Origin of the sequence: Methanofastidiosum sp. (assembly GCA_013178285.1) — an archaeon.
GTDB lineage: Archaea > Methanobacteriota_B > Thermococci > Methanofastidiosales > Methanofastidiosaceae > Methanofastidiosum.
The window spans coordinates 22113-45002 of record JABLXD010000009.1 but is presented as its reverse complement, the minus strand read 5'-3'; the positions used below and the strand labels follow the sequence as shown (position 1 = coordinate 45002).

Below are 22890 nucleotides of genomic sequence, written 5' to 3'. Positions count from 1 at the left end.
TTTGATGGATGGCATGGCCAGCCGCTTTTAGAAATCTATATCTTTCCCTCAAGCCATCCAATTCTTATTCCTTCATTTGAGTCAAACTCTGGGATATATGGTTTGATATCTAACACAGGTGTTCCTTCGATCATATCTATCCCTCTTATAAATAGTATCCCATCCTCTATTTTCAACAACTCAACTACCGATAGCCCAATGAAGTTCGGCCTGTGAGGGGACCGTGTGGCAAACACCCCCCTTAGATTTGTGTCCAGGTAAGGTTTAACAATAAGATGAGAGTATTCGGATCTATGAAAATAAAAAAGAACTAGTATATGGGAAAATCCATCAAGATCTTTTAAACCATCTTTATATTCTGGAAATATTTCAATTGTTCCTTTATACTCCATTCCGTCTGTTGAGTCCTTTGGTACGCCAAAAGGTTCGTTAAAAGGGGAATGTACAACACCTATTGGCCTTAATTTTATTTCTTCCATGAAACTAATTTTAATAAAAGATATATATCTATTTTCTTTATAGAAATGATTATAATTACAGTTAAATTAAAATAAGAATATTTTTAAGAAACTAAAACTATTATTATTTATGAAAGCTATAATAAAGCTAGACAAAGAAAATATAGAGCAAATATATGAAATTTATTCTTGGAAAACAGATGTTAGTAGTCTTCAGTTTGTTATTTCGGAAAAAGATTCTAAAAGTGGTATTTCTGGAGTTATAACAATAATAATGGAAGGAAATGATATGGATCTTTTCAAAAGACTGATGTATGGGCCAAGAAAAATGGGATTCTACGGAGAACTTGACAGGCTATTAGAATCAGAAGATTAATTTTTCAAATCTCTAATTATTAAAATTGAGTTTCTATGTTTTTGAATTGATAAAAGTTTCTTTAATCCATTTCCCTATTCCATCTCTCAGTTTTCTGTAAGAAGCTAACTTAGTTTCTTCATCTCCATTAAATAGGGAAGGGTCTTCGAAATTCATATGAATATACTCTTTTCCACCTGGAAAAAATGGACATCCTGTAGATGAGTCGCAAAGCATTACAACATAATCAAATTCTTTATCTAAAAATCCTTCAATCCCCTTTGATTTATATTTGGACATATCTATCCCAATTTCCTTCATTACCTTTATCGACATAGGATTAATTTCTGTGGGTTCCATACCTCCACTATATGCCTCATATAAATCAGGATAAAGAGAATTTACGAATCCTTCTGCAATCTGAGATCTATTTGCATTATGGGTGCATATGAAAAGTATTCTTTTTTTCATAAAAATAATTTCTCCCAAAAATATTTAAACATATTCATTTTTGACCCTCTAATGGTGTTCTTATGACATTAAATGTTGAGAAAACTCTAAAGAAGATAGAGGATTTCTACGGAGAAGTACCTTTTATTCTAAAAGAGATATCTAAAGATGAAAAAGACTTCATAACTTCGGTCCAAAAACTTTTTCACCTAATGGGGTCAAATAAAGTTTTCTCACCAAAAGAAACTGAACTATTTGCTATTGCAAGTGCTGTCGGAAATAATGGCAGTCATTGTTTAGCGTTTCATATTAAACAAGCCCTAAAATTTGGGGCTACTGAAGAAGAATTATTCCAAGTTATATTGATAGCTGCTCTTATGGCAGAATCGTCCTCACTTGCTGTGGGGCTTAGAAGGTTAAAGGAGATAGAAAATGAAAGAGGAATTACTAAAAAAGATTAAGGAAAAATATGGAGAAATACCATTTATTACTCAAGAGATATCTAAAGATGAAGAGTACTTTGTTCCAAGGACCAAGAGAGTTCTTCACCTTATGGGTGGAAGCGCCCTTGATACAAAAACAGCTGAACTTGTTGCAGTTTCGGCTGCTGCAGCACTTAAAACCCCCTTTTGTCTAGATGTACATATAAGAAACGCCATAAATGCAGGTGCTACAGTAGATGAATTATTCAATGTTATTGAAATAAGCGCCCTTATCTCAGAATCCTCTGCCCTTGGTATGTCTTTAAGGGAATGTAAAAAGGTAATTGATTCGATTGAAAGTTAAATTCCTTTTTCTTTCTTAAATGAACTTAAGATATCAATTAAATCTGGTTTTCCTACTTCTTCTAATGAATACTTTACCCTAATTAGAGGTTTATTTAACTCCATTAGCTTGCCTATGTCTATGGGCGTTCCCACGATAACAGAATCACAAGGAACGTTATTTATCGTTGTTTCAAGCTCTTCTATCTGTTCTTTACTGTAACCCATTGCAGGCAGTACTTTCCCAAGTTGATTAAATTTTTCAAATATTTCTTTAATTGTGCCTATTGCCCATGGTCTTGGGTCAATGATTTCCTTGGCATTAAATTTATTTGCAGCCACTATTCCTGCCCCAAAACTCATGTTTCCATGAGTAAGAGTTGGTCCATCTTCAACAACTAGAACATTTTTATCTTCTATTAATTTAGAATCTTCAACATAAACTGGAGATTTTGCTTGTATTATAGTTGCAGTAGGATTTATTTTTTGAATATTCTTTTTTATAGTCTCAACTTGCTCAATTGTAGCAGAGTCAATTTTATTTATTATTATTACATCGGCCATCATTGCATTTGTTTCACCAGGGTGGTATGTTAGCTCTTGACCTGCCCTTAATGGATCGGCAATTACAATGTGCAAATCAGGTTTAAAGAATGGAAGGTCGTTGTTTCCCCCGTCCCAAAGTATAACATCCGCTTCTTTTTCTGCTTCCCTTAATATCTTTTGATAATCGACACCAGCAAATACAACTGTTCCATTTTCAATATGCGGCTCATACTCCTCTCTTTCTTCAATTGTGCAATCTGCCTTGTCTAGATCTGCATAAGTTTCAAACCTTTGGACTGCACTCTTTAAAAGATTGCCATATGGCATTGGATGCCTTACGACAACAACTTTCAATCCCATGCCTTTCAGTATATCTCTGACTTTTCTAGTTGTTGGACTTTTGCCACTTCCTGTTCTTACTGCACATATACTTATGACAGGTTTTTTTGATACTAGCATTACAGATTTTGGCCCCAAAATTGAAAAATCGGCACAACTTGAAAGAACAACTGATGCTTTGTCCATAACATAATTGTGGGATATGTCACTGTAAGATAAAAAAACCTTATCAACGTTATATCTTTTAATTAATTCCCTTAATCTGCTTTCAGAATATATTGGGATGCCATTAGGATATAATGAACCCGCTAACTCTTTGGGATAAACACGATCCTCTATATCTGGTATCTGTGTTGCTGTGAAACATACAACTTCATACTTTGAATTGTCTCTAAAATAAGTATTAAAATCATGAAAATCTCTACCGGCTGCCCCCATTATAATTACTTTTTTCTTCATTTAATCTCCACTTTGTGTATACCCTAAACTATATAAAAAGATGCCTATTTAATTAATCAATGGGATTGCCTGAAATAAAAAATATAAAGTATTTTCTTATTCCAATAATCCTAATAACAATACTTGCATTGTGTGAAACATATCCTCTCTATGGTAGATTTCAATATCCTTTATCATGGGATATATGGTATCATATGAGAATTGTGGAGAACTTTTCAAATGGATTTTTTACTTTTGATCCAGTTTCTTTTGGTCCTGAAGGGAGAATTCATACCTATCCCCCACTTTTCCATTTACTTTTATTAGGATTATACAAAATATTGAATCTTACCGGATTATCTATTATGGACGCTGCAAGGATAATGCCCGCAATACTGTTCCCACTATCTGCAATATCAACATTCTTATTTGTAAATAAATTTTATGGAAAAGAAATAGGTCTTCTAACATCATTTTTTGTACTTGTTATACAAGTCTCTCTTGATAGGGGAATAATAGCCTCGCCACAATCTCTTGCATTAGTATTGATTCCTCTAGGCCTTCTTACATACCTTTTAGGTTTAAAAGAAAGGAAATACTTGTATGTCTCTGGAATTATATCTTCAGCTATTTTTTATACACACGGCCTTTCATTTATTGTATTCTTTTTATCAATTATAGTGTTCACGTTGTTCTTATATTTTACTAAAAGAGAAATTAAACTCCATAATTTCTTAATATTTGCTTTAATAACGCTTATTATCTCCTTCCCATGGATTATTCAGCTCCTGAGGTATGGAATTGCATCAAACATTCCCTATGGAGGAGTATTCAAACTATCATTCTACCCGGTAAAATTAGGGTACATAACTATGGCCTTAGCCTTGCCAGGAATAGTATTCTTGATACTAAGAAAGAGAGAAGAAGATTTAATGTTAATTTCCTGGGGCATGGTGTCTTTTCTTCTATCCAGAAACTATATCGCAAGTCTGGATCTTCTCCCCTTTAGATTCTTAGAATTTTTGGCCTATCCACTTGCTTTTTATTCTTCTTATGCCATATTTGAATTTGCTAAAGATAAAAGAAAAGAAGTAGTTATTGCAGCAATTGTTGGAATTATGATTATATCTTCTTTCCCAGCTGCAGAATATGTTTCAAAAGTCAAGCCAATGTTGGTAAATGAGGAGTATTCAAGCTTTTCATATCTAAGTGAAAATTCTATTCCGGGGGATTTCACAGTTGCTTCGTCTTGGTTTAATTCTCCTATAATCGGTAAAATTTCAGGGTTGAAAACTGTGGAAGGGGGGTATGCCTCAGGTAGCTGGGACTATGTCAAGAGAAGTCAAGACATAAAAGCCCTTTATTCTGGAAATCATACCGTTATAGATAATTATGATATAAAATATGCATACCTTGGACCTAGAGAAACGGCAGAGTTTAAAAATAGTGAAAGCTATTTAAATGCTTCTTCAATTGATAAATTATACAGTACAGGTAAAACCTCTCTGTACATATTCTGGGGTGATAATTATAAATAAGATTTTGGCATATCCTACTTTGGTTTTGATTACAATCTCAATATTTTTCTTAGGTTGTACCAATCAATCGTCAGACTTGGGAGAATATGAAGCAAAGCTCTCAATAGATGAGTTTGAGAAGGCGAAAGGCATCGTTGGAGAAGCGTATATAAACCAAAAGACTAGCGAAGGCAAAATCAAGAGAGTGGGAGATATTTATTATGTCGATCTAGCTTTTAAAGGCTCAAAAAGATATTTTGACTTTAATATGATGATTATTGACCCAGTGACAGATAGGGAATTATTATCTGACCTTAAAACACCCGAGAATCTTGAATATTGTAGAAATTACCTAAATTATAGAGGATTCCCTGAAGATCAAAAAAACTCAATATTGAATAATCTTATTTCTAAAGATAGTTTCTCTAAAACAACACTGAATGAAATCATTTTAAGCGTTATAACTACAGAAGCTCAATCAAAAGAAAGGCAAGAGCTTTACAACAGCTACTTGGATAAACTTCCCCCAAAGATATCAGATTTTATGGAAATTAAATTCCCTCAGGCTTCAACTGATGCAATTAATATTGCAGATTTACTACTTAGGATATTTGATAAAAATAAATTCTTAATAGATATAGCTGCCAAATCTGATTTTGAGTATGAAATGACTACAGATAGCATAACTTTGATTATGCAAGATCCTTTTGAAAAATCCTTCTTTATTGATGATGGAAAGGACGGCACACTAGATAGGTGGAGTCGATACACTTCTGGAACTTTAAGTGAAGATTATTGGAATCTTGACAAACAAGACGGATTCGAAGTAAAAAGGATATACAAATATGATTCACAAGTTTGGAGAAATTTCTCTAATTTTGAAAAGGAGTATAGGAATACAGGAGAATACCCAATTACAACAGACTTCTATAAAGAGTGTGTTCTTTACGATTATAAAAAAGATGGAGAGTATGGTATAATCATAGGGGTGATCTCAGGACCATATGTTTACAGGCACTATGGCGCAGACAAATATTATCCATTTGAAGCTGTAATTGATTTCTATAGCGACAAAACTAATGTTTCAGACATTAACTACTTATATGACCAATTTGGAATTAGGAACAAAGGATGGATATACATTGATCCAGACCTGCCCCTAAGTGAAGCTACTGATGCCAAAATTGAAGAAAAAGGAAAAATTCTAGATGATGTTGTAAGATTACTAATGGATCAACAAATATTAATCCCTACAATCCCAGAAGATAAGCCCAGTGCACCTGCAATAGAGGTAAATTAAGGTAAATACTCCTCCAATTCGGGATAAGTTACTCCCGTCAGGACAATAACAACTTTAAGAATGTCTGGAGAGTTATCTGTTAGAGATACACCCCAGATTATTTCTGCATTTTTATGTATTCTTTCCTCTATGTGGCCAGTTACATTTGTTGATTCTTTTAAAGCCAAATCTTTGTTTCCAATTATATTAATAAGCGCACCATTAACATCTTCTAGTTCTAAATCAAATTTAGATTTTAATGCACTTTCATAGGAATTAATTGTCTTATTATCCCCCTTACCTTCACCTACCCCGATATAGCATGCTCCGCCTTTATTTATAACAGTTCTAAAGTCGGCAAAATCAATATTAACAAGACTCGGAAGTGCAAGGGATAGATACAATCCTTCAATCTTTTCCCAAAAAGGAGAGAATCCTCTTGAAAATACTGTTCGTTGTTCATCTTCCCTTATAATGTAAGAATTTGAATATTTTTTCAATTCAGAAAATTTCTCTTTTGAAATTTCTTTACCCACGTTAAGTACATCATCTGCCTTTATTACGGGAATAGGCACAGCTTTACTATCCTTTGCCAATTTAAGTAGAATTGAAGCTAACTTAATATTTATATCAGATAGATCAGTCAAAACAAAAACAATATTTGCTATACTAAAAAATCCACTAAACTCTTCTCCAACTTTTGAAGCGACCTTCGATAAATCTTGAATGTTTTCTGAATAATCAATTTTATTTTTTAACGTGTCATTTATAAAAAATTTCTTTTCTGTTTTTAAAAATTTTAATCTTTCTTTGTCGTATCCAATCGCTAGAGTTTTCAAGTCAAGATTTTGAGGTTTAGATTCTAATATTTTAAAACTCTCTTCTCCGATTCCTATAACCATGATCTTAAGTTTCTGAGAATCTGTGTCCTTCTTAGACTGGCCCATTAAAGTTTTTTTAAGATATTTTTTTATAAGGGTTATTGTTTGTAAGTTTATGGAAGAATTATATTTTATCACTGGCAACAGTGGAAAATTCAAAGAAGCCAGAGAAAAACTGAAACATATTGATGTTGAACTTATTCAAGCAAATATTGGATATCCAGAAATTCAAGCTTCAGATCTTAAGGAAATAGCCTTATTTGGGATTGATTTTTGTAGCGAAAGCCTTAAAAGTCCCTTCTTTTTAGAAGACTCGGGACTGTTCATAGAAGAACTAAACAGCTTTCCTGGACCGTACTCAAGGTATGTCCATGAAACCCTTGGAAACGAGGGCATCCTAAAGCTTCTGTTGAATTCAAACAATAGAAGTGCATACTTCAAATCTACCGTGGGCCTATATATGAATGGCCCACATATATTTGAAGGCATATCTAGGGGCACTATCTCAAATGAAATAAGAGGTCAAGGAGGATTTGGATATGATCCAATATTCATTCCCGAAGGAACCTCAAAAACATTTGGAGAAATGACTACTATTGAGAAAAATAAATATTCTCATAGGGGCAAAACTCTTGAAATCATGGCAAAGTACCTTGAAAATGGAGTTGAATAAATGGCAAGAATGCATTCAAGAAGAAGAGGAAAATCCGGTTCAAAAAAGCCGGTAAGAACTTCAATGCCACATTGGGTTGAAAAAAGGCCAGAAGAGGTTGTTGATTTAGTAGTAACTATGTCAAAAGAAGGTCACGGACCCAGTATGATAGGAATTGTATTAAGGGACCAGTATGGTATCCCTGATGTAAGACTTATAGCTGGGAAGAGCATTAATGAGATATTGAAGGAGAACAATCTCCAAAGTGAATATCCAGAAGACCTTTTCAATCTTATTGCTAGAGCCGTCAACTTAAGAAAGCATCTTGAGCTTAATCCAAAGGATCTCCACTCAACAAGAGGATTAAATCTTATTGAGTCAAAGATTAGAAGACTTGGGAAATACTATTCTGCGAAAGGTAGAATTCCGCAAGACTGGAGATACCACCCAGAAAAGGCTCAGCTTATTGTAAGATAAATCTTTTTTTATTCTATTTTATTAATTTTCATTTAAATAATAAATAAAGGAATAAAATTGATTATATTCTATTCAGAAATTCTTAAAAAGAACATTTGAAAGTGTTGATATATGGGTGATTATAGGAGATTCCTATTGCCCCCTATTTTGGCAATACTTATACTAGGGGCGATGCCTGCAATATATTCAGATAGTTCTGAAGAATATTATATGCTTAATCTAATTAATAATGAACGGCAATCACAAGGCCTTGAGCCCCTTACCATGAATTCAGCTCTTTCTAATGCTGCAAGACTCCACAGCCAGGACATGATTAATAGGAATTTCTTCAATCATGTAAATCCTGATGGCCTAGCCCCTTCAGATAGGGCTAGAAATGCAGGATATAATTTCATTGCATTGGCCGAAAATATTTGTGGAAATCCCTCAATAGATGCAGGCCATTCTTCTCTTATGGGTAGCCCTTCTCATAGAACAAATATCTTAAATTCAGCCTACAAAGAGGTAGGAATAGGTATAGTTGATGGTGGGCCATATGGAAAAATGATAACTCAACTTTTTGGAACACAGGCAGGAAATTTGGTGACTCCCTCAAATACTCAATCTCAAGACTCACAAGGAAAACCTGATCTAACAATAAAAAGTATAGATTATTCTGGACAAACTGAATCTTTAAAACCAATATCCATGAAAATAACGCTAAATAATTCAGGTAAGAAAAATGCCGGAAAATTTGTATTTGCTGTTTTTGAAGGATTGCCAGAAAAAGGAAATTTTTTAGGAAAAGTAAATATTTCTTCACTCTATGCAGGACAAAGCATAACTGCCAATTTTAATTGGACGCTCCCTTCAGAAGGAAGTTATACATTATATTTTATTGTGGATTACAACAATGAAATTGAAGAAGAGAACGAAAATAACAATATAGAAACTTATTCCCTCTCAATAAAGTCGACATCAAAGCAAAATGGTACAGAAGAAACAGTAAATAATACTGCACCACCTACAACAAGCGGTAAATCAGACTTATACCTCTCTAATAGTGAGCTATCCTACTCCCAAAACGTATACCAAGGGACTTCTTCTTTAGTTTCATTTAGGATAAGAAACATTGGGAAGTCAACTGCTTTTGAAGTTCCAGTTAAAGTTTATGTAAATGGCAACCTTAAATCATCTTCAAATATAAATCAGCTTTTATCTTCTTCTTACATAGATATGTCTTTATATCTTACATTCACGGACCCAGGCGAATATAGCATAGAAATCAGAGTTGATCCTGAAAACATTATTGATGAAATATCAAAATCTAATAACTATATTAATTTCAACATAAGGGTAATGAAAAGAGAAAACAGTTCAGTTACGGCTCAAAATAATGTGAAAACCAATAAAGATATTGATTTACTGATATACCCATATTATATTACTATTGAAGAACAAGAAAACGAATTTCTTACTGTTAAAGCCAAAATAAAAAACAAGAGCGGTACTAGAGTAGAAGATTTTTCAGTTACTTTTTATGAAAAAGATAATAATAGTTCTAATAATATATTTATAGAAAAAATATATCTTTCTTTAGACCCAGAAGAAATAGTTGAAGAAAGTATTAGGTTTGTCCCAACTAAAAATAATGGGGAAGTTATTGTATCTATCGATGAAGAAAACAAGATTAATGAGACTAATAAAAATAATAACATTGCCAGTAAGAAATTTTACAGAAATGTAAATCAAGAAATGCTTGATTCTGAAAGAAGTTTGATATTAAACACGACCCCTGAAGATGTAAATAGCTCTAAGTTTATCACGATATCAATGAAACTAGAAGACATTAATGCATCAAATGTCTATTTATATTACAAATATGATGAATCAAACAGTTCTTTTTTCATTCTAAAGATGAATAATGAAGGGAATAATAGCTACTTAAGTGAAGTAGATCCTTCAGGAAGGAATAAGTTATTCTATTATTTTGAATTAGATACAGGCAATGAAATTATAAAATCACCTTCTGAGTCGCCAAATGTCCTTTATTCTGTCGATATTAACTATCAAAAAAATATTGAAGAAAAAAGTAATCCCGGTTTTTTAGATAATATACGGAAGCTATTTGGACTAGATTAATCTCGCAGAGTACAATAAAAACTATTGAAAGAGTGGATTAATAAAAATAATAAAGAAAATATTTTATTAAACTATAATTACATTGGCTTTGAAATGCCCAAAGGTTCTAGTTTGCAAGCATCGTATGCTTTGTGTGCTGCGCCTACTCCGTATTTCGTTGAAATCTCTGCCAGAGCAGATTCTATTGTTTTGCGTGTTGACGGATTTTTAGCGTCTCCCAATTCGCTTTTTATTACTTCTACAAGATCTAGATAAGTTTTTTCTATTGCCATTAGTTTCAACTCCTATAATTATGCCATTCGATGCATAATTACATACTAAGATATGCTTTTTAATATATAAAGTTTTCGTTGATTGTATAAAAATATGTTTATTAATATCGGCAATTGTAGGAAGGCTAAAAATAGTTACGTATGCCTAATATTAAATAAATTAAGTAAAAGATAGTAAGAATTGATAACAAATCCAAAGTTTTTAGGGGCATTATCTACAATAAAGGTAAAATCTTAATAACAGGCCGTTTGAACAATATTCTAAAATTAACTATAAATCTCCATTATGTTTGGGAAACAAAATTTCTAAAACAGAGTGTTAAAAAGTGCGGGGGATGGGATTCGAACCCACGAATACCTACGTAACAGGACCCTCAATCCTGCGCCTTTGGCCATGCTCGGCAACCCCCGCGCTTCAAATCTTTTCAACTAGACTTTTCAAATTGTCCAATTTTGTTGACAGCATGTCCAAAGCTTTTGAAACTAATTCGTTAGCATTCATATTTTCATAAGATTCTACAAAGAATATAAATGCGTCATTTTCATAAGATATTTTAATAACTCCTTGTTCACAGGCTTCTTCACAGGCTCTACACATTGTGCATTCATAAATATCTTTAACTTTAATTTGATCTTTTTCCTTGTAAAGAATATCTTTGGGGCATTTAGGAACACATTCTTCGCATATATCACATTTATCTAAATTCAAATCAATCTTAGGAATATATTTATAACCTGCATTTGCTATCTGCCATTTTGCATGATCTTCTGCGGTTCCAATTCTTGCTATGGCATCAAATTTTAATTCTTGCCCCTCACCGAGTTTAGTAATTGGTATGTCTTCAAGAATTGGATGTATATCTGGATCTCCAGAAACTAAATCTCTTGAGTAAACGGTGCATGGGCCTGTTTTTTCAAGAGATAAAGTAACTGAGCATTTTTCACACCCTTCATTACACCCGCATTCTTCAGGAGATATATAGATTTCAGATGCATTATTTAATGGAATTAATCCTACCCTATGTGCGATTATTTCATCAAAAACTGGAGAATTATTTTTATAAAATTTAAGATAGTCGACTGCCATTGAAGGCATTTCTGAAATAAAAATACGTCTCAAGGCGTTGACCAATGGTACAGATACTCCTCTGACCAGAAATCTTAATTCTCTTTCGTCTTTTTTGAAAATCTCAATTTCCATTATACTCTTCTACCTCTCTTGCCCCCTTTGGCTCTTGTACCATCATGAGGTATAGGTGTAGCATCCTCAATTTTTCCAATTCTAAGTCCCGCTCTAGTAAGAGCCCTGATAGTTGCTTGAGCTCCTCTGCCTGGGGTCTTTGCTTTGTTTCCGCCTGGCGCCCTAACTCTTATGTGGACAGCTACTACTCCCTTCTCTATAGCTTCTTCAGCTGCTTTAGCTGCTGCTTTCATTGCAGCATAAGGGGATGATTCATCTTTACCTGTTTTAACGATCATACCGCCTGAAACTCTACTTATAGTTTCAGCACCCGTTAGGTCTGTTATATGAATTAGAGTATTGTTATATGAAGCATATATATGGGCTACTCCCCATCTTCCACCTTCTTTTGGCATTAATTACCCTCCTCAACTACTGTTTTTTTAGGAACTTCTGGATGACTTGGATCATTTAATGTTGATCTAGCAGAATATCCAATTGAATCTTCGATAGATTTAGGAACTAGATAACTTGGGATTGATACCTTGGCACCGTTTAATACAATATGTTTGTGAACAATGAACTGTCTTGCTTGCTTTGGTGTTTTTGCCAGTCCCCTCCTTAATACAAGTGATTGTAATCTTCTATCAAGTATATCTTCTAGAGATAACGTTAATACGTCCTCTAATGTAGATTCATCTTTTAATATTCCATATTTTTGAAGCATTGTTATAAGGTCTTTAGTCTGATTCATTGATGCCTCATCATGGCTTGCCAATAGAGCTCTTGCTTGTCTTCTAACATTTCTAAGGAAACTCAAAGCTTTCCAAATTTCTTTTTTGTTAGCAAGTCCGTATTTTTTCATCAATACGTTTTCAGATTCAATTCTATCTTTTTGCCATGGATGAGATGGTTTATCATATTTACGTCTAGTTTTTCTTGGATCGCCCACTCAAATCACCTTGCAGCCTTTTTCCTCTGAACTCCTAATGAGGTTCCTTTTCTAAATGAGGATTTTGTTCTTTGCCCCCTTACAGGAAGGCCAAGCTGGTGTCTAACACCCTTATAGCTTTTCATCTTTCTCATTCTGTTAAGGTCTTCTCTCAATGACATTAACAATTTTGGCCCGACTACGTGCATATTCTCGCCAGTTTCGTAGTCCTTTCTCCTATTAACAAGCCATACTGGAATGCCATTTTTTATAGGATCCTCAATAATTGTTTCAATTAATTTTAATTTTTCTGGAGGTATATTTCCTACTTTTGTCTTTGAGGATATACCTGCCACTTGAGCCACAGCTCTAGCCATAACTGGTCCGACACCTCTTATTTTCAATATTCCAACTTCAAAGATGTCGTTTCCCATTATGTTTGTACCTAGTACACGAACAATACCTTTTACTTCTTCATCCATATAATCACCATAGCGCCGGGGATGGGATTTGAACCCATGCACTCCAATGGAGAACGGGCTTTCCAGGCCCGCGCCGTCCCAAGCTCAGCAACCCCGGCTATGAAGCAAATATAACATTATACCCATATTTCTTCTTTATATTCACCTTTTCAAAGCTTTTTTCTAATCTCTCTTTTATAATATTTACCCCTTTTCGTATTACAAGTTGTAGATTTCCACCTTCATATAAATGTTTTGGTGCTTCATCTATCATAAGTCCGACTACGTCCATTCCTGAAGACACAGGGGGGTTTGTCAATATAATATTAAACTTATCAAGCTCTTCATAAAGGTTTCCATGACTTACCGATGCGTTTTTGATAGTATTAAGATTTATATTTCTTTTCGTTAAATATATTGCCCTCTTGTTTATATCTCTCATATGGACTTCTGAAACGTAAGATGATGCAACTATTCCTATGACTCCGTATCCGCATCCCATATCAAGTACTTTATGATTTTTATTTAACTCCATAAGTTCACATAGTGCTAAAGTTCCTTTGTCCACTCTCTTTGAAGAGAAAACACCCGGTGCAATATCAAATTGATACATTTTTCCCAATATCATTTCTGAGATTCTGTCTATTTTCAAGGGTGCTGTAACATCTTCAGAGTAATAGTGCGGCATTAATTCCACGTCCTTGGATAGACACCAGTTTCCATTAAAACGGATAATGATTTTGCAACAATACCATTATCATTTTTAAGTATGTCTTCTGAAGTCATTTCAGCTTCTGAAATTGAAACTGCCTCGTTTTTTAGAGTCATTATAGCGACTGTTTCTCCCTTTGATATTCCGCTTTGTAATTTAGATACGCCAGGAACTGTAAGCACTGATCCTTGGCATAATGCCTCTACTGCAGTATCTTTAATCCATATTTTTTTTAATGGATCGAGAACTATTTCATAGGGCATTATATATTTCTTTAATATATCTTCATTGTTTTCTTCTACCGAAAAAACTTTTGCATCTAGAAGGTCTTGAAGCAATATTGTGGACTCTTCTCCAAAAATTCCCGTTTTAGTCCTTCTTAGCTCTTCCATGCTTGCACCGCATCCCAATGAAAGCCCCATATCGTAACATAGCTTTCTTATGTATGTCCCAGCGTCACACCCGACTCTCATGAGAATATCTTTTTTTTCTATCTCTATTGGTTTTAGGTAATGTACTTTTCTAGTCCTAACTCTTCTCTTAACTGCACTTTTTACAGGTGGCTTTTGATACAAAACACCTTCGTATTCTTTTAATATCCCCATAAGATCGTTTTGTGGCACTTCTTTTTGTAGATGAAGCACGCAAACATATTCCTTAGGAGAGGTCATTAAAAGTTTAACAAGTTTTGTAGCTTTCCCAAGAGTGACAGGTAATACTCCTGAAACGTTAGGATCAAGTGTTCCAGAATGACCAGCTTTTGATATGCCAAGAACTTTTTTTACCCAAGAAGTTACCTCGTGAGAAGTAGGCCCTCTGGGTTTATCTATATTGACAATACCTTTCTGCAAAAGTTCGTTTAAACTTCGTTCTTCAGGTTTTTTCCCATATCTCGAACTTGTCTTGTCCTTTGATTTATATAATATGTCTCCATCGGACAATTTCAACTGTACCCCTCTACCTTGGCCTTTAGTATGGCCTCCTTAAGGGTATCGTCAGATGCGCCTTTTTCGACGTTAATTTTAACGTCCCAAGGCTCAAGATGCTTTATATTGCATCTTCTTCTCTTAACACCAGTTAATTCCTTTGGCCCTGAAACAACAACAAAGTTTTTGTTTACAATTTCTACTATAACGCAGTTTTTATCTGCTTCTCTTCCTAAAAGTTTTGTACAAACTCTTCCTATTTCCATTGCCATTATGTCACCTCCAATTTATACCCGGTCGCCCTTTGGTACCGGTGATATGTTATTTATGGCTGCAATTATGATCTGGCTTACTCCCTCAGCACTCAACCTAAGTGAGTTAATCACAAGATCATATGAAGCCAAATTAGATATATCCACATTATAAATCTTTTGATATCTGCTTATTTCACTTTTTTCTCTTAATTCTGTATCTTTAAAGATCACATCGTAGTTGAGATTTTCTCTTTGAGATATTCTTCTGACTCTCTCATCAAAAGGAGCAGTAATCCAGACACTTAAGTCGGGTTCTATCATGAATCTTGCCATTCTTCCTTCAAGGATTATATTGTCCTTGGCCCCTAGTTCTTTCTGCCTTCGGTCAACTTCAATGTCAATTGAGTAATCATTCTCAGCTAGTTTAGAAAAATCACCTAAGGACATTCCTCTTTCTTTAGCAAGATTTCTAAAGATATCTCCAGTATATATGTGTGTATATCGAAGTTCCTCTGAAACAATTTTGGCTACAGTTGTTTTTCCGCTGCCGGGAGGTCCCCCGATAGTCACACGCATTAGATTTGTCCTCTTACTTCCTTTTTAATTAGGTCGCTTGTGCAACAAGGGCAGAGAACGCCTCCAAATTTTCTTTCTGGTCTCTTTTTAGTTTTTGGTAATCTTCTCATTTCGTAAGATCTCAAACCTCGTGGCACTCCACCAAGAATAGCTCCACACTCGGCACAATGAGGTGTACCTGTTCTCTTTTCTCTGTAATGTGTTACTACTTTTCCAGAAGGTGTTCTTACATTTTTTCTCTTTAAAGATCTTGATCTATACATCGGTCTCGGCATAATTTCTCACCTCTAAGCCATTCCCATTATTTTTCTAAGTATATTTGATACTACTGAACTTGAAAATATATACCATCCAAGCCATCCTAGCCAATCACCAGTTTGTAATCCAGCGGGACTACTTCTGTGAAACAATTGAACAAGAAGTGTGTCAAAAGGTAGTTTAACAACTACTGGATCTACAATATCTGCTGCAGGGGACTGCCTAAGCCATGAAAAGAAGATAAATATTGGTATCATAGTTATATACAAGGGTTTAAATGACATTGACATTAGCTTTCTTTGCATTTCATCTATTCTGCCTTTCTTTTTCTGAAGCTTTTTTATTCTATTCTTATCATTTGCCTTCTGTGCAGCAAGCATTTCTTTCTGAAATGCAGTAGTTTCTTCCCTCATTGATTTGAGTTCCTTTTGATCTACTAGAAGGTACTGAACGAGTGTAAGTGTAGTTCCTATTACAATAGCTACCACTAAAATAGCATACATCGACCCGTATGCAAATAGCCATCCAAATGCTACGTCCAGTGCCCTATATATGGGATTTAATATAGCATCATATAAACTCATTATTTCCACCTAACCTAAAAATTGCCTGAATGCAGGCATCATTTCACCCATTTGCTCTTTTGCTAATTCCTCGTACATTCTATAAACAATACCCACTGTTAAAAGTATTCCTGTACCAGTACCAAGGGCCCCAGTGAAATCGGCAAATGCTGCAAGAAGTCCGACAAATATACCTCCCATTAGAGTAATTGGAGGAATATACCTGTCAAGAACTTTTTCTAATATTCTAATATCCCTTCTAAATCCAGGTATTTGCATTCCTGAACCTTGAAGTTTTTTGGCAACTTCTTTTGGGCCCATACCAGTTAAATCAATCCAAAGGACTGCAAACATGGCACAAAGGGCTATAAATATAACTAAATATATTATTGCTCTTAAAGGTTCATTGATTAATACTTCAAGACTATGAGGAGGAGTTAAGTAATAAATAAGGCCACTTTTTGCACCCCCAAATTCATTAAACGTTCCAAGCCAATTTATTCCTCTACTAGTTAAGACTCTAGCAAATAACTGAACATTTGCGAATAATGCTGCTGCTAAAATGACTGGGATATTTGAAGCATATAAGAACTTGATGGGATATCTTCCTCTTGCCCCTCTGAATTTACCATATGATAGTGGTATCTCCAATCTCATTCCTTCGGCATAGACTACAATTAAGAATACTAATAAAGTAAAGAATACCTGCGTAATATCTGGGAGTAAACCTCCCCTAACCCAGACAGGTTGCCCATCTATAAATGATTTTACAAATGCAGGGATAGCCCCAATAAATTCATCAGGATTAATCGGTGACTTGGCAAAACTAAAGGCTTCCCATAATATCCTCTGAGAAACATTTGCTGCGATAAATAAAGAAATACCGGAACCGAATCCCCACTTTGTAACAACTTCGTCCATCATTAATACTAAAAGCCCGCCGATGGCAAGCTGTAAAATCATGAAGCCTAACAAAAATGAACTATCAGGTCTACCAAATGCACCACCCAATATCCATATTGCCGCTTCAAAAAAGCATAGGAAAATTGCTAATATTTTTTGAGTGCCTTGGAAGGATGCTTTTCCCTTAGGGGAAGAAAGATCAAATTTTATAATTTCAGAACCTGCGAGTAACTGCATTATAATTCCTGCAGTAACAACTGGCCCTATACCTAATGTTAAAATTGACCCATTTTCTCCAGCCATGATAGCCCTAAGACCAGCAAAGTAATCAATCTGGCTTCCTGTTACCCCATATATAGGTATTTCTGCCAATATGAAATAGATGAATAACATCAATCCACTCCAAATTAATCTCTTCTTTAGATTGATACGCTTTTTTGGTAATGTTACTTCTGGCAAAAATCTAAATATACTTTGCTGAAGTCCTTCAACGGCTGCACTCATTAATTGTCACCTGCAATTACAGCTTCTCCGCCAGCTGATAATATTTTTTCTTCTGCTTTTTTAGAGAATTCATTTGCTGTGATAACATATGTTCCCTTGACGTTACCTTTTCCGCATACTTTTTTAACGCCTAATTTTGAAACATCAACATATATCTTTCCTTCCTTCTTTTCAGCAACGTTCTTATCCATTAAAGATTCAATCTGTTCTTCAATAGCCCCGACATTGATAAAGGAAGTATCTTTTCTCAAGTATGAATCTCTAGAAAATCCATAGGATCCTATGTGACCAGGCATTGTGATAATTGTTCTTGTCCATTTTGTCTTCTTTTTCTTACCGCTACCAGCAAGTCCTCTTCCACCCCTGTGACCGCCCCCTCTTCTTTTCTTAGAGCAGCCACCGCCACATGTCCTTGATCCTCTCATTTTTGTACTCTTCTTTTTTACTCTGATCATCTTAAAACACCTAAATCATTTTTTGAATAAGGCCGTTGATTTCAACATCCCTTGGACCTAGAGTTCCGCCCAATGTATAAGGTTTTTTAGTTGCCTCATACCCTTTATGGGGTGGGTGAAGCCTAAATACCTTTTTTATGTTAAGGTCAGAAAGTTCAGCTTTAAATTCCAAATATTCTTTACAGAACGATTCTATGTCTTTACCTGTTTTTTCCTTTACATATTCCTCAGTTACTCGAACGTCTCCTTCTAGTCTACCCCACTTAATTATGAGTTTGGCTAAAGTATCAGAGTCAATCGGCCCGTACGTAACATAATCTTTAACTTTTTGAAGCATTCCTGCAAAGGATTCCCTATCATCAATTATAACGCAGTGATTTGCTTTAGTTAAATTAAGCATTTTAAGAGTGTCTTGTACATCTTTTCTTACATCCACCCTTCCTCTTACTCTTACAACGGCTAGTCTGTTCATAATCTCACCTAATTAGTATTTCCTGTGACAATACCTATGACCTTAATATCTCTCTCCTGAGCACTCATTGTATTTGTTTGGTAAAGCGCGTCCATTACTGCATTTGCAAAGTTAACTGTTGTCTGTGTCTGGCCATCTGTTTTTGACCACACATCTTTAATTCCTGCAAGTCCTAAGATTTTCTTTCCAACTCCCCCTACTGCAAGTCCTAAACCGTTTGGAGCGGGTATTAAAGTTACAGTGACACTACTTGCCTTACCTGTTACTCTAAATGGAACTGTATGTGCTGTGCCGCATTTACACTCCCAACTGCCACATCCCCTCTTAACTTGGATAACGTTTAGTTTGGCATTGTTGATTGCTTTTCTAATTGCAGGCCCGACTTCCTTTGCTTTGGCCTTCCCTATTCCAACGTAACCATTTCTGTTACCAATAACAACCATCACTGAAAATCTAACTTTTCTTCCAGAGTCAGTCATTCTCTGGACCATGTTTATATTCAAGACTTCCTGATTGTTCTGATCAGTCACTTCAGGTAGTAATACATCTACAATCTCAGGCTCCATTATTCTGAGTCCCTTATTTAATATTTGTGATATATCGGTAATCTCTCCATTTGCAACCATTCTGCCAAGTTTTGTCTTGGGGACCCATCTATTTCCCATAGATTTTTTCTCTTCCTCAAGTCTCTTTTTCTCTGATATGGATAATTTCTTTATTACTTCTTCTTCAGAGACTGTATCTTTAATAATGTCCTCTTCAGTACCTTCATCTTCCAGGGGAGTTTCTTCTAATGCTTCTTCGGTATTATCTTCAACTACCTCACTTGGTTCTTCAATTATCTCGTTAGTATCAAGACTCTCTAATGGCTCTTCCTTAACTTCCTCAACAGGTTCTTCAATGATTTCTTTTTTCTTTCTTGGCATTATATACACCTCATAGCTTGTCTAATTTAGATTTAACCTCTTCAAAAGTCCCTGGCATTTTTGAAGGGTCTGTTTTATTTTTTAAATAATTTGAGAATATTTTTTCCTTTAAAGATCCGTCGAGACCTTCATAATATGAAGATATGTCCCCTCCCTTTAATCTCTCCTCTGGGGGGAAAATACTCTCGTCCACATTAACGCTACACCCTGCATCGATAAATCCCTTTAAAGCAGCGTAACTCCTTCCTCCTTTTATAGACCTTTGAAGACCTATATCAAGTATGAATTCATCAGCTATTTTAGAAGCCCTTTTACCACAAAGGTATCCTGTTAGGTAGGCCGCTGGGGTATTGCCACAATGGAAGGTCCAACCCATCTCCCTTAATTCCTTTGAAAAGGCAGTTACAAGGGTTTTATCACCTTCAAAGGTAGAACTTACAATTTGGACTATTATATTATTTAGTGATTTTCTTATTACGACCCTATTCTTTCCAGATTTAACTAAGGCTAATCTTCTCTTATAGTTAGTCTTACCGTCTCTTCTTCTTTTGAAAGGTACTCTTGATCTTGGTCCTGTTGACATTGTTTCACCTCTTCCTCTTTTCGGACATAAGGCCGTGTTCTTTTATGTAAGTATTCATGTAAGAAACACTTCTAAATGCTCCACCTTTAGCCATCCTATAAAGTTTTCTGTAAGATACTTTATCGATGTTCTTATTTTCTCTCAAGTCATTCAAAGTTCTTCTTAATGGTCTAATTGTATTAATCCATTTTCTCTTCTTAGGATATCTTGCAGTGGCTTTTCCTTTTCTAGATCCAAATCCACTCATTCTTCCTTTCTTTCTCTTAACGTGTCTCTCTCTTGCTCTGTGCCTTGATATGCCTGCTTCCTGCTTCTTTTTGATTTTGCCGCTATCAATCAATTTTCTTACATCTTCTCTTGTAATTGCCATAGAAATTTCTGATGCGCTGTTACCATCAATCCAAACTCTGCCTTCGCCGCATTTTAATAATTGTGCTGCAAGTCTTTTCTGTACACTTAGATCCATATGATCACTCCTCCACCGTTAAGCCGGCATCTTCGGCCTTTCTAACTATATCCGACCTTGTGTCGCTTTCAAGGCTAAGCGGGACTATCAATTTTTGAATATGATTCTTAATAGGTTCAATAGCATCAAATTCTTCAACTGAAGAAACTTTTACATATACCAATGAGGGATTTGCTATTTTGAGGTTAGACATAACTGCCTTTTTGACTATTTCAATCTTCTTTTTGTTTCCAACTGATGCATTGATTCTGACTATAACATTTTCCAATCCTTCAATTTGCCCGGGATTTGAAATCATGACCTCTTTCAAGCCAGATGCGTGTGTGCCTCTAACTTCTTTAGGGCCCCTGTAGCCAACTGAAACTAGTGGTTGTTTCCCACTTCTTTTCATCCTCATCTTGTTATCTTTACCTTTAGGTTTTCTCCATTTAGGATCGTTCTTAAAGGACTTATGTTTCCATGTTTCAGATCTCAGAAATTTTGGCCTCTTGCTATTAAGCTTTTTTCTCACTCTTAATAATCGTGAACTCATTTTTTCTCACCTATATTGGGGCTCCGTCCCTTTCAAATAAATATATACCATCTTGGAATACCCTTGGGTCTCTCTTTCTAACCCTAGTAGCAAGTTCTATATTGGCTGCAGTTTGGCCAACTTCTTCTATGTTAATACCATTTATAGTAACAAATTCGCCAGATACTTTAACGGCTACATTACCAAAAATATTAGCCCTTCTTGGACTCTTTTCCCCAAGGAAATTAGAAATCACAAGCTGCTTGCCATCTAATTTAACGTTCATTGGGAAATGTGCATATATTATTTTCATTTTATACTCAAATCCTTCTGAGACGCCCTTTATCATATTTTTTAGATGTGAACTGATGGTACCTATCATAGCTTTTTCTTTTTTGTATGCATGGGGCATTGATACTCTAACAATTTTATCTTCTTCTAGCTTTTCCATCTTAAGGTTCTTTAAGTGAAAATCTCTTTCTAATTTACCTTTTGGGCCTTCTACAGTTACTCTTGCCCCTTCTATCATAACTTTTACAGATTCTGGTATATCAATCAACCACTCGACATGTTGCACCATAAACATCACCTAGTAAACGTAAGCTAAAAGAATGCCTCCAATATTTTGCTCTCTGGCCTTCTTATGGGACATTACCCCGTTTGGTGTTGACATAATCAATATCCCAAACTCCTTTGCAGGAAGGTATCTCATTTCCCAATTTTCAATTTCATGATTCTTTGCGGGGGTTCTTGGTTTGATAACTCCGCACTTGTTTATGGCCCCCATTAATTCAACTTTAAACAGGCCATTCTTACCATCGTCTATAAATTCAAACGCTCCTATGTATCCCCATTTCTGCATAATTCTTAGGACATTTCCCATAAGTTTTGATGCCGGGATAACACAATCGGGCTTTCTAGCATTTTCATAATTATAAATATTTGAAAGTGCGTCGGCCAAAGGATCTATTTTCATCTTTAATCACCTAATGATATTTTTTGAAGCCAATTTTTCTGGCTACTTCTCTAAAGCAGCGCCTGCAGACCATGAGATTATACCTACGAATAACTGCACGGTGTGTGCCACAGCGTCTGCACGTTCTTGAGCCTACTCCAAACTTCTTATTCATATAATGTTCACCCCAAACTCCTGTTTGGCAAACAGTACCCCTTCTTCTTTAGTTAACTGATGCTTTCTGGGTACGTGGCTCTTTTTAATTCTTCTCTCTTTTACCCTATATCCTCTCTTTTGGAGATTAACACAAACATCCATTCCAAAGATTCCGACATCAGGATCATATTGAACGTCGGGTAGATCAATGTGTTCTTTTATACCAAAAGAGAAATTACCATGATTATCAAAACTTCTTTCCTTTAAATTAAACTCAACAGCTTCAAGAGTTCTCATAAGGAATTTATTTGCTTTTTCTCTTCTAAGAGTAACAGAAACTGCAATAGGTTCACTTTTCCTAATTGCAAAGTCTTTATTGGTCTGCCTAGCATTATTTCTAATAGGTGCCTGACCAGTAAGGAATTCAAGAAGTGCCCTAGCTTTTTCTAGTTTTTCTCCTGATTCTCCTACCCCAATGTTTACAGTTACTTTTGAGAGGTAAGGTTTTCTCATAGGATTTTCCCAATTTTTTAGTATCTCTTCCATCTT

At 35.1% G+C, this 22890-nt stretch carries 34 protein-coding genes and 2 tRNA genes; 8 read left to right on the top strand and 28 right to left on the bottom strand.

The window, feature by feature from the left end:
• Nucleotides 1–35: 35 nt before the first annotated feature.
• Nucleotides 36–479 (bottom strand): tRNA (N6-threonylcarbamoyladenosine(37)-N6)-methyltransferase TrmO, encoded by a 444-nt coding sequence (gene tsaA / locus HPY60_04880; GenBank protein NPV50516.1) that lies wholly within the window; start codon nt 477–479, stop codon nt 36–38.
• A 109-nt stretch (nt 480–588) separates the two neighbouring features.
• On the opposite strand from tsaA, the gene HPY60_04875 reads away from it, so the two are divergent.
• Nucleotides 589–834 carry a hypothetical protein gene (locus tag HPY60_04875; GenBank protein ID NPV50515.1) on the top strand — a complete coding sequence of 82 codons (246 nt, stop codon included), beginning with the start codon at nt 589–591 and terminating at the stop codon, nt 832–834.
• Between the two features lie 33 nt (nt 835–867).
• On the opposite strand, the gene HPY60_04870 is transcribed toward HPY60_04875, so the two are convergent.
• Nucleotides 868–1284, bottom strand: coding sequence for an arsenate reductase ArsC (locus HPY60_04870; protein ID NPV50514.1), 417 nt, complete (start codon nt 1282–1284; stop codon nt 868–870).
• A gap of 62 nt (nt 1285–1346) precedes the next feature.
• Here HPY60_04870 and HPY60_04865 point away from each other — a divergent pair, with 62 nt between their 5' ends.
• Together HPY60_04865 and HPY60_04860 are read left to right on the top strand one after the other, a co-directional pair.
• Nucleotides 1347–1724: a carboxymuconolactone decarboxylase family protein gene (locus HPY60_04865; protein ID NPV50513.1), complete on the top strand. Its 378-nt coding sequence runs from the start codon at nt 1347–1349 to the stop codon at nt 1722–1724.
• Nucleotides 1696–2049 carry a carboxymuconolactone decarboxylase family protein gene (locus HPY60_04860; protein ID NPV50512.1) on the top strand — a complete coding sequence of 118 codons (354 nt, stop codon included), beginning with the start codon at nt 1696–1698 and terminating at the stop codon, nt 2047–2049. Before HPY60_04865 ends, HPY60_04860 begins: the two co-directional genes overlap by 29 nt.
• On the opposite strand, the gene HPY60_04855 is transcribed toward HPY60_04860, so the two are convergent.
• A complete protein-coding gene (locus HPY60_04855; protein ID NPV50511.1) occupies nt 2046–3371 on the bottom strand; it encodes a GTPase in 1326 nt (441 codons plus the stop codon). The two genes, HPY60_04860 and HPY60_04855, sit on opposite strands and share 4 nt — an antisense overlap.
• Before the next feature lie 59 nt (nt 3372–3430).
• Here HPY60_04855 and HPY60_04850 point away from each other — a divergent pair, with 59 nt between their 5' ends.
• Both HPY60_04850 and HPY60_04845 read left to right on the top strand, forming a co-directional pair.
• Nucleotides 3431–4888: a hypothetical protein gene (locus tag HPY60_04850; protein NPV50510.1), complete on the top strand. Its 1458-nt coding sequence runs from the start codon at nt 3431–3433 to the stop codon at nt 4886–4888.
• Nucleotides 4889–4913: 25 nt separating this feature from the next.
• The gene (locus HPY60_04845; GenBank protein ID NPV50509.1) at nt 4914–6167 is read left to right on the top strand and encodes a hypothetical protein; all 1254 of its coding nucleotides are present in this window, start codon (nt 4914–4916) and stop codon (nt 6165–6167) included.
• On the opposite strand, the gene HPY60_04840 is transcribed toward HPY60_04845, so the two are convergent.
• Complete coding sequence (locus HPY60_04840) at nt 6164–7093, bottom strand: hypothetical protein (GenBank protein ID NPV50508.1); 930 nt, start codon at nt 7091–7093, stop codon at nt 6164–6166. The genes HPY60_04845 and HPY60_04840 overlap by 4 nt on opposite strands.
• Before the next feature lie 49 nt (nt 7094–7142).
• On the opposite strand from HPY60_04840, the gene HPY60_04835 reads away from it, so the two are divergent.
• From HPY60_04835 to HPY60_04825, 3 genes are all read left to right on the top strand, one after another.
• The gene (locus HPY60_04835; protein ID NPV50507.1) at nt 7143–7700 is read left to right on the top strand and encodes an XTP/dITP diphosphatase; all 558 of its coding nucleotides are present in this window, start codon (nt 7143–7145) and stop codon (nt 7698–7700) included.
• Nucleotides 7701–8156: a 30S ribosomal protein S15 gene (locus tag HPY60_04830; GenBank protein ID NPV50506.1), complete on the top strand. Its 456-nt coding sequence runs from the start codon at nt 7701–7703 to the stop codon at nt 8154–8156. It abuts the gene before it with no gap.
• Nucleotides 8157–8267: 111 nt separating this feature from the next.
• Nucleotides 8268–10277: a hypothetical protein gene (locus HPY60_04825; protein ID NPV50505.1), complete on the top strand. Its 2010-nt coding sequence runs from the start codon at nt 8268–8270 to the stop codon at nt 10275–10277.
• Between the two features lie 77 nt (nt 10278–10354).
• Here the strand turns inward: HPY60_04825 and HPY60_04820 are convergent, their stop codons facing one another.
• The 24 genes from HPY60_04820 to HPY60_04705 all read right to left on the bottom strand — a co-directional run bounded on the left by HPY60_04820 (nt 10355) and on the right by HPY60_04705 (nt 22887).
• Entirely contained in the window at nt 10355–10558 is a 204-nt protein-coding gene (locus HPY60_04820) for a hypothetical protein (GenBank protein NPV50504.1), read from the bottom strand.
• Nucleotides 10559–10876: 318 nt separating this feature from the next.
• Nucleotides 10877–10961: transfer RNA gene (locus HPY60_04815), tRNA-Leu, on the bottom strand.
• Between the two features lie 3 nt (nt 10962–10964).
• Nucleotides 10965–11750: a DNA-directed RNA polymerase subunit D gene (locus tag HPY60_04810; protein ID NPV50503.1), complete on the bottom strand. Its 786-nt coding sequence runs from the start codon at nt 11748–11750 to the stop codon at nt 10965–10967.
• Nucleotides 11750–12145, bottom strand: coding sequence for a 30S ribosomal protein S11 (locus HPY60_04805; GenBank protein NPV50502.1), 396 nt, complete (start codon nt 12143–12145; stop codon nt 11750–11752). Before HPY60_04805 ends, HPY60_04810 begins: the two co-directional genes overlap by 1 nt.
• Entirely contained in the window at nt 12145–12681 is a 537-nt protein-coding gene (locus tag HPY60_04800; protein ID NPV50501.1) for a 30S ribosomal protein S4, read from the bottom strand. The genes HPY60_04805 and HPY60_04800 overlap by 1 nt, the downstream gene beginning before the upstream one ends.
• Nucleotides 12682–12686: 5 nt before the next feature.
• Complete coding sequence (locus tag HPY60_04795; GenBank protein ID NPV50500.1) at nt 12687–13142, bottom strand: 30S ribosomal protein S13; 456 nt, start codon at nt 13140–13142, stop codon at nt 12687–12689.
• A 13-nt stretch (nt 13143–13155) separates the two neighbouring features.
• A tRNA-Ser gene (locus HPY60_04790) sits at nt 13156–13240 on the bottom strand.
• On the bottom strand, nt 13240–13809 hold the full coding sequence (locus HPY60_04785; protein NPV50499.1) for a class I SAM-dependent methyltransferase: 570 nt from the start codon (nt 13807–13809) through the stop codon (nt 13240–13242). The genes HPY60_04790 and HPY60_04785 overlap by 1 nt, the downstream gene beginning before the upstream one ends.
• Nucleotides 13809–14780, bottom strand: coding sequence for an RNA-guided pseudouridylation complex pseudouridine synthase subunit Cbf5 (locus HPY60_04780; protein NPV50498.1), 972 nt, complete (start codon nt 14778–14780; stop codon nt 13809–13811). Before HPY60_04780 ends, HPY60_04785 begins: the two co-directional genes overlap by 1 nt.
• The gene (locus tag HPY60_04775) at nt 14777–15034 is read right to left on the bottom strand and encodes a 50S ribosomal protein L14e (GenBank protein ID NPV50497.1); all 258 of its coding nucleotides are present in this window, start codon (nt 15032–15034) and stop codon (nt 14777–14779) included. The genes HPY60_04780 and HPY60_04775 overlap by 4 nt, the downstream gene beginning before the upstream one ends.
• 12 nt (nt 15035–15046) lie before the next feature.
• Nucleotides 15047–15589 (bottom strand): AAA family ATPase, encoded by a 543-nt coding sequence (locus HPY60_04770; GenBank protein ID NPV50496.1) that lies wholly within the window; start codon nt 15587–15589, stop codon nt 15047–15049.
• A complete protein-coding gene (locus HPY60_04765) occupies nt 15589–15864 on the bottom strand; it encodes a 50S ribosomal protein L34e (GenBank protein NPV50495.1) in 276 nt (91 codons plus the stop codon). Before HPY60_04765 ends, HPY60_04770 begins: the two co-directional genes overlap by 1 nt.
• 12 nt (nt 15865–15876) lie before the next feature.
• Nucleotides 15877–16431, bottom strand: coding sequence for a DUF106 domain-containing protein (locus HPY60_04760; GenBank protein ID NPV50494.1), 555 nt, complete (start codon nt 16429–16431; stop codon nt 15877–15879).
• 9 nt (nt 16432–16440) lie between these two features.
• The gene (secY, locus tag HPY60_04755; protein ID NPV50493.1) at nt 16441–17817 is read right to left on the bottom strand and encodes a preprotein translocase subunit SecY; all 1377 of its coding nucleotides are present in this window, start codon (nt 17815–17817) and stop codon (nt 16441–16443) included.
• On the bottom strand, nt 17817–18272 hold the full coding sequence (locus HPY60_04750) for a 50S ribosomal protein L15 (GenBank protein NPV50492.1): 456 nt from the start codon (nt 18270–18272) through the stop codon (nt 17817–17819). Before HPY60_04750 ends, secY begins: the two co-directional genes overlap by 1 nt.
• 10 nt (nt 18273–18282) lie before the next feature.
• Nucleotides 18283–18744: a 50S ribosomal protein L30 gene (locus tag HPY60_04745; protein NPV50491.1), complete on the bottom strand. Its 462-nt coding sequence runs from the start codon at nt 18742–18744 to the stop codon at nt 18283–18285.
• 8 nt (nt 18745–18752) lie between these two features.
• A complete protein-coding gene (locus HPY60_04740) occupies nt 18753–19409 on the bottom strand; it encodes a 30S ribosomal protein S5 (GenBank protein ID NPV50490.1) in 657 nt (218 codons plus the stop codon).
• Nucleotides 19410–19680: 271 nt separating this feature from the next.
• The gene (locus HPY60_04735) at nt 19681–20253 is read right to left on the bottom strand and encodes a 50S ribosomal protein L18 (protein ID NPV50489.1); all 573 of its coding nucleotides are present in this window, start codon (nt 20251–20253) and stop codon (nt 19681–19683) included.
• A gap of 4 nt (nt 20254–20257) precedes the next feature.
• A complete protein-coding gene (locus HPY60_04730; GenBank protein NPV50488.1) occupies nt 20258–20719 on the bottom strand; it encodes a 50S ribosomal protein L19e in 462 nt (153 codons plus the stop codon).
• Nucleotides 20720–20723: 4 nt separating this feature from the next.
• Nucleotides 20724–21251: a 50S ribosomal protein L32e gene (locus HPY60_04725; GenBank protein NPV50487.1), complete on the bottom strand. Its 528-nt coding sequence runs from the start codon at nt 21249–21251 to the stop codon at nt 20724–20726.
• 10 nt (nt 21252–21261) lie between these two features.
• Nucleotides 21262–21810 carry a 50S ribosomal protein L6 gene (locus tag HPY60_04720; protein NPV50486.1) on the bottom strand — a complete coding sequence of 183 codons (549 nt, stop codon included), beginning with the start codon at nt 21808–21810 and terminating at the stop codon, nt 21262–21264.
• A 9-nt stretch (nt 21811–21819) separates the two neighbouring features.
• Complete coding sequence (locus HPY60_04715) at nt 21820–22206, bottom strand: 30S ribosomal protein S8 (GenBank protein NPV50485.1); 387 nt, start codon at nt 22204–22206, stop codon at nt 21820–21822.
• A gap of 10 nt (nt 22207–22216) precedes the next feature.
• On the bottom strand, nt 22217–22360 hold the full coding sequence (locus tag HPY60_04710; GenBank protein NPV50484.1) for a 30S ribosomal protein S14: 144 nt from the start codon (nt 22358–22360) through the stop codon (nt 22217–22219).
• Nucleotides 22357–22887, bottom strand: a complete 531-nt coding sequence (locus HPY60_04705; GenBank protein ID NPV50483.1) for a 50S ribosomal protein L5 — start codon at nt 22885–22887, stop codon at nt 22357–22359. Before HPY60_04705 ends, HPY60_04710 begins: the two co-directional genes overlap by 4 nt.
• Nucleotides 22888–22890 lie beyond the last annotated feature (3 nt).

Coding starts and splice junctions, on each gene's coding strand:
- tsaA (NPV50516.1), bottom strand. CDS start 479: ATGGAAGAAATAAAATTAAGGCCAATAGGTGTTGTACATTCCCCTTTT.
- HPY60_04875 (NPV50515.1), top strand. CDS start 589: ATGAAAGCTATAATAAAGCTAGACAAAGAAAATATAGAGCAAATATAT.
- HPY60_04870 (NPV50514.1), bottom strand. CDS start 1,284: ATGAAAAAAAGAATACTTTTCATATGCACCCATAATGCAAATAGATCT.
- HPY60_04865 (NPV50513.1), top strand. CDS start 1,347: ATGACATTAAATGTTGAGAAAACTCTAAAGAAGATAGAGGATTTCTAC.
- HPY60_04860 (NPV50512.1), top strand. CDS start 1,696: ATGAAAGAGGAATTACTAAAAAAGATTAAGGAAAAATATGGAGAAATA.
- HPY60_04855 (NPV50511.1), bottom strand. CDS start 3,371: ATGAAGAAAAAAGTAATTATAATGGGGGCAGCCGGTAGAGATTTTCAT.
- HPY60_04850 (NPV50510.1), top strand. CDS start 3,431: ATGGGATTGCCTGAAATAAAAAATATAAAGTATTTTCTTATTCCAATA.
- HPY60_04840 (NPV50508.1), bottom strand. CDS start 7,093: ATGGGCCAGTCTAAGAAGGACACAGATTCTCAGAAACTTAAGATCATG.
- HPY60_04835 (NPV50507.1), top strand. CDS start 7,143: ATGGAAGAATTATATTTTATCACTGGCAACAGTGGAAAATTCAAAGAA.
- HPY60_04830 (NPV50506.1), top strand. CDS start 7,701: ATGGCAAGAATGCATTCAAGAAGAAGAGGAAAATCCGGTTCAAAAAAG.
- HPY60_04825 (NPV50505.1), top strand. CDS start 8,268: ATGGGTGATTATAGGAGATTCCTATTGCCCCCTATTTTGGCAATACTT.
- HPY60_04810 (NPV50503.1), bottom strand. CDS start 11,750: ATGGAAATTGAGATTTTCAAAAAAGACGAAAGAGAATTAAGATTTCTG.
- HPY60_04805 (NPV50502.1), bottom strand. CDS start 12,145: ATGCCAAAAGAAGGTGGAAGATGGGGAGTAGCCCATATATATGCTTCA.
- HPY60_04795 (NPV50500.1), bottom strand. CDS start 13,142: ATGGATGAAGAAGTAAAAGGTATTGTTCGTGTACTAGGTACAAACATA.
- HPY60_04785 (NPV50499.1), bottom strand. CDS start 13,809: ATGCCGCACTATTACTCTGAAGATGTTACAGCACCCTTGAAAATAGAC.
- HPY60_04770 (NPV50496.1), bottom strand. CDS start 15,589: ATGCGTGTGACTATCGGGGGACCTCCCGGCAGCGGAAAAACAACTGTA.
- HPY60_04765 (NPV50495.1), bottom strand. CDS start 15,864: ATGCCGAGACCGATGTATAGATCAAGATCTTTAAAGAGAAAAAATGTA.
- HPY60_04760 (NPV50494.1), bottom strand. CDS start 16,431: ATGAGTTTATATGATGCTATATTAAATCCCATATATAGGGCACTGGAC.
- secY (NPV50493.1), bottom strand. CDS start 17,817: ATGAGTGCAGCCGTTGAAGGACTTCAGCAAAGTATATTTAGATTTTTG.
- HPY60_04750 (NPV50492.1), bottom strand. CDS start 18,272: ATGATCAGAGTAAAAAAGAAGAGTACAAAAATGAGAGGATCAAGGACA.
- HPY60_04745 (NPV50491.1), bottom strand. CDS start 18,744: ATGAACAGACTAGCCGTTGTAAGAGTAAGAGGAAGGGTGGATGTAAGA.
- HPY60_04740 (NPV50490.1), bottom strand. CDS start 19,409: ATGGGAAATAGATGGGTCCCCAAGACAAAACTTGGCAGAATGGTTGCA.
- HPY60_04735 (NPV50489.1), bottom strand. CDS start 20,253: ATGTCAACAGGACCAAGATCAAGAGTACCTTTCAAAAGAAGAAGAGAC.
- HPY60_04730 (NPV50488.1), bottom strand. CDS start 20,719: ATGGATCTAAGTGTACAGAAAAGACTTGCAGCACAATTATTAAAATGC.
- HPY60_04725 (NPV50487.1), bottom strand. CDS start 21,251: ATGAGTTCACGATTATTAAGAGTGAGAAAAAAGCTTAATAGCAAGAGG.
- HPY60_04720 (NPV50486.1), bottom strand. CDS start 21,810: ATGGTGCAACATGTCGAGTGGTTGATTGATATACCAGAATCTGTAAAA.
- HPY60_04715 (NPV50485.1), bottom strand. CDS start 22,206: ATGAAAATAGATCCTTTGGCCGACGCACTTTCAAATATTTATAATTAT.
- HPY60_04710 (NPV50484.1), bottom strand. CDS start 22,360: ATGAATAAGAAGTTTGGAGTAGGCTCAAGAACGTGCAGACGCTGTGGC.
- HPY60_04705 (NPV50483.1), bottom strand. CDS start 22,887: ATGGAAGAGATACTAAAAAATTGGGAAAATCCTATGAGAAAACCTTAC.